Here is a 4,609-nt window from a genome sequence, read left to right on the forward strand (position 1 = left end):
GCTAAGTTCAATGTCAAATGCATCAAGCCGATGTACAGCAGACGCCCACAGGTAATATTCGCCCGATGCCGCCAGGTTGAGCAAGGTTGTAAAGCCGTTGATAACCATCATGAATGCGAATCCCACTACATACAGATCCGCAAAACTCAAACGGCCATCTAGATAGGCTTGTATACCGACCAATGGCATGCTCAATACGAGTAGCGATTGAAAGCCGGACTGGAAACCAATGAGACGGACCTGAAAACGAATGATCCGATGCCAGTTCTCTGCGATTGGATCCAATAGGCTTGATGTCCTCTGTAGCTCTACGCGATGGCCACCGTACAAAGCGATCTGCTCAGCATTAGAGCGCATCGCTGCGAGAGCGAAGCGCAAGTCCGCATCCTTTCGCTGCTGCGCCACGCTCAATGCGACGAGAGGACGACCAATGACGAAGCCCAGCGCGGTAACCGCGATTGATATCACCAGTGCGAGCAAAAACGTGCCACCTGGAATTACCCAAGGGACACCCAAGAACCGCAGATCGAGTGCGCCACCCAGAGAAAGAAGAACTGTGGCATAGCCCACCAGCCTCATAAGGTCTTGGCCGACCATCGTGAAGAGCTTTGTCGAATGATCGACTAGCTGGAACGTGTCGTCGGCAATTCGCTGATCAGGGTTGTCAGATCTGCCGTTATTCTCCATCCGATAGAAATTGGAATTATCAAGCCAGAGATTCTGATATTTATCCACCAACCATTTACGCCAGTCGATCATGATCGACTGCCGCAGCCATTCGAAAACTACGAAGTTGGCTGTCATGATGCAGACAAGCAGAAAGAATTGCTCAGCCAATCGAATTATGGCCAATTCGTTACGGCTCACGAACTGGCCGGAGAGCTCGCCAATCAATTTCGTGATTCGAACGCCCGAGGCTGCCTCCGCGGCCATGCTTGCGAAAATCAGCAACACCGCAATCCACGTTCTCCGCGCAGAAGGCAAGCGCCAAAATGGCGAGACGACCCGCCTCATAGCGCTACCTATACTCCGCGTTTTTACGTACCGAGCATCATCCTCATCAATCGCAAGCGTTGCTCCATCAGGGTTGAATTCGGACGTCACCTTTGAATCTCGCTTCTATCGACGTAAGGATCTGATCCACACAGGGCGAACCAGGAACAGTGCCGTTGGACCTATCAGCACCCAGGCACGCAACTCTAGATGCAATGATCCACCCCATCAATACGGCAACGGCCCGGAATAGGTCATCTACGCACTATCTGCATTTCAAATTCATTTTTTCTGGTTTGACGTGCGATGAATTGCGTAGGAGCACAAAATGGAGGAGCGTTTTGCAAGCCACTTCGACTTCCAGGACATCTCGTAGAACATCCCGCGAGTCGGCAGGGACCGTAGACCGAGTCAACATCGCCTTTGAGGCGGGGAATTCCGCGACAGTCACATACGAAATCCTGCCGGCAAGCGCTGCGCGTGCCTCAGTGTGTCCGTAGATCGTCTAGATAGTCGGCCCACGCTTGCATCATCTTCTTGCGCTCCGGCAGATGTGCCGTGCGGTTGTAAGCTCTCCCCAATGGATCACGCACTGCATGCGCGAGCTGGTGCTCGATATAGTCTGGGCGAAACTCCAGAACTTCATCCAGAACGGTACGCGCCATCGCGCGGAAGCCGTGACCGACGATGGTCTCGCCGTCAAATCCCAGGTTGCGTAGGGCGGCGTTGATTGTGTTCTCGCTCATCGGCCTGTCTGAACTGCGGACGCCAGGGAACACGTAGTCGCTGCGCTTTGTGATCGGCCACAGATCTTGCAGCACGCTCACGGCCTGGAGCGACAACGGAACGATATGTGAAGTTTTGGTCTTGCTGGTGACGTAGCGCCACTCGGCGCCATCCAGGTCGATATCGGCCCACTTGGCATGCCGCAGTTCGCCGGGACGCACGAAGAGCATGGGGGCAAGCTTGAGAGCTGCCTGCGTTACTGCGGCGCCTCGGTAAGCCCAGAGTGCGCGCAGCAAATCGCCAATCTTCTCGGGGTCCGTGAGACTGGCGAAGTGCCTGGTTTTGGGTTGCTCCAAAGCGCCGGCTAGGTTGTCGGCTGGATTACTTTCGGCGCGGCCCGTGGAAATAGCGTAGCGGAACACTCGTCCGGCATGTGCACGAGCCCGATGAGCAGTCTCGATGATGCCCCGCTGCTCCAACTTCCGCAGTGCAGCCAGCAGGATGGGCGCACTCACATCAGTGACGGGCATGTCGGCAATGGACGCCAGATCTTTCTCGATTAGCCGGCGCTCACGCTTGACCGAGCCGGGGCTCAGACCTTCCTTTGCGCGCTTATTCAACAGCTCCAGCCCGATGGCGCCGAATGTGGTGTTCATACGCTCGGCCTGGACGGCTCGCTCGACACGCGCTACGTGGGCCGGGTTGGCGCCTCCCCTCAGCAGCATGCGTAGCTTGTCGCGCTCCGTGCGTGCCTGCATCAGTGACATGGCAGGGTATTCGTCGATGGTCACAATGCTTGGCTTGCCGGCATAACGATAGCGATAGCGCCACGCCTTTGAGCCGGTGGGGCGTACCTCTATGCACAGGCCGTTTGAGTCGGCGACTCGAAAGGAAGCCTCCCTGGGTTTAAGCGCGCGAATCTTGGCGTCCGTAAGCATGTGAGTCAGACGGTTGTGAGTCGGAGCGACCCCTTGTCGCTCCATGACTCACAGCCTGACTCACTTCGTTACCGGATGCAACTGGACGCCACTGGATTCAAGAAGACGTCAAAGTGCTTATTTCAGTTGATTTTCCGCACATCTTGGACTAAACCGGACGTCCTTAGACTATTCTGTGGTGGGCCCAGAAGGATTCGAACCTTCAACCAAAGGATTATGAGCCCTTGTCCACCAATCCGCCGATGTGCATTGAAGTGCGCCGATGAACTCGACACCCCCGCCGCTCTTGAACTTCCAGTGCTTGGACGTGCATAGTCGGCTCCCCCGGTCTCGCGGGAAGTAGGCACCAGGTAGGCACCAATGGCACAGGGAAGGCAACAGCTCACAGCGCGCGGCCTGGCAGCACTCAAACCAGGCGAATGGGCGAACGATACGCGACCACATGGCGCAGGCCAGCTGCAGGCACGTCGGCTAGCCTCTGGCGCCATCGCGTTCTACTACCGGTATACGGCGCCCGGCCGCGTGCAGGAACGCCTGCCGCTGGGCACCGAGCTAACCCTGGCTGAGGCGCGCGCACGAGCGTCGGAGCTGTCGAAACGCTACCAGGCTGGTGATCGGGATCTTCGGGCGGTCCTGGATGCTGAACAACGCGAGACAGAGCGCCAGCGTGGGGCGGCGGCGGCAGCTCAGGCGGCCAAATCGGCAGCCACGCTGGGGGCGCTGCTGGATGCATACGTGCAGTCGTTAAAGGACGCCGGCAAGATCAGCGCGAGGGAGGCAGAGAACTCGATCGCCTTGCACGTGAAAGGCCCATGGCCGCTGCTATGGCAAATGCCGGCCGGCGACGTGACGCTTGACGACCTTCTGCCCGTCCTGGCGCGTGTTGCGGCGTCAGGAAAGTTGAGGGCGGCGGGCAAGATCCGGTCGCACCTGCGCGCTGCGTATGCTGCAGCGATTCGTGCTCGGCAGGATGCGCGCGCGCCGGCCTCGATGCGCGCCCTGGCTGTGTCCGCGAACCCGGCCCGCGACCTGGCCACGATCGAGGGCAGCAGCGCTGCCAAAGACCGGGCGCTATCGGTGGCCGAACTTCGCGCCTACTGGAAGCGTATCGCCCGACTCCCAGGCGCTGCCGGCGCACTACTCCAGTTCCACCTACTGACGGGAGGACAGCGCATCGCCCAGCTGTCGCGGATGGAGGTAGACGGCTTGGACCTGGACACCGGGACGGTGCGGATCCTCGACGGCAAAGGGCGACGAAAAAAGCCCCGAGCGCACTATGTCCCGCTTCTACCTGACGCAGAGAAAGCGCTGCAGGTGATGAGGGGGAATGAACCGCTCGGGCCTTACCTGTTCACGCTCAGCGAGGGCGCGGCGCCGGCGACCTACGACATGCTGCGCACGCCGTTCGATGCGGTGGTGATCGCGATGGATGACGCCGGGGAGCTTGAAGGCGGCCGCTTCACCCCGGGTGATCTGCGGCGAACGATCGAGACGCGGCTGGCGGCCGCTGGCCAGAGCCAGGAAATTCGCGGCCAGCTGCAATCACACGGCCTGGGCGGGGTCCAAAACCGGCACTACGACCGGCACGATTACGCCGGCGAGAAGCTGGCCGCGCTGGAGGCACTGCACAAGCTGCTGACGGGAGAGCCGGCAAAGGTGACGCAACTGCGCAAGCGCAAGCCCGGGTGAGTCGGCCAGGGCATCTGCTGCCCTCATCTCCACGCCTGAGACGGCAGCCTGTCAGGATGGCTGCATGTCGCGCCGCCCTCTCCCTCCTGCCTGCCGCTGGGTCTCCGTGACCGCAGATAGCGCGCTCATGCATTTCAACTATGGGACCGTCGCCCACATTTCCGGTGGGACAATCTGGCTTTCCTGGCGAGGCACCCGGATATCGGCGCCACAGACCGGCAGCCTTCGGCAAGCGATGAGATTCGCGGAGCGATGGATCTCCG

General features: G+C 59.7%; 3 protein-coding genes. 1 reads left to right on the plus strand and 2 read right to left on the minus strand.

What is annotated here, in order from left to right; genetic code table 11:
- Positions 1-1,104 (minus strand): SbmA/BacA-like family transporter (locus J7396_RS22125; protein WP_209262150.1); only part of this gene is annotated, 1,104 nt, incomplete at its 3' end.
- Between the two features lie 374 nt (positions 1,105-1,478).
- Positions 1,479-2,657, minus strand: coding sequence for an integrase arm-type DNA-binding domain-containing protein (locus J7396_RS22130; protein WP_209262151.1), 1,179 nt, complete (start codon positions 2,655-2,657; stop codon positions 1,479-1,481).
- Between the two features lie 360 nt (positions 2,658-3,017).
- Here J7396_RS22130 and J7396_RS22135 point away from each other — a divergent pair, with 360 nt between their 5' ends.
- The gene (locus tag J7396_RS22135; protein ID WP_209262152.1) at positions 3,018-4,346 is read left to right on the plus strand and encodes an integrase family protein; all 1,329 of its coding nucleotides are present in this window, start codon (positions 3,018-3,020) and stop codon (positions 4,344-4,346) included.
- Positions 4,347-4,609 lie beyond the last annotated feature (263 nt).

It is taken from the genome of Xanthomonas sp. A1809 (genome assembly GCF_017746015.1).
GTDB classification, from domain to species: Bacteria; Pseudomonadota; Gammaproteobacteria; order Xanthomonadales; family Xanthomonadaceae; genus Xanthomonas; species Xanthomonas euvesicatoria.

Bases quoted from the DNA above. Each gene is read 5' to 3' on its own strand.
- J7396_RS22135 (WP_209262152.1), top strand. From the start codon at position 3,018: ATGGCACAGGGAAGGCAACAGCTCACAGCGCGCGGCCTGGCAGCACTC.
- J7396_RS22130 (WP_209262151.1), bottom strand. From the start codon at position 2,657: ATGCTTACGGACGCCAAGATTCGCGCGCTTAAACCCAGGGAGGCTTCC.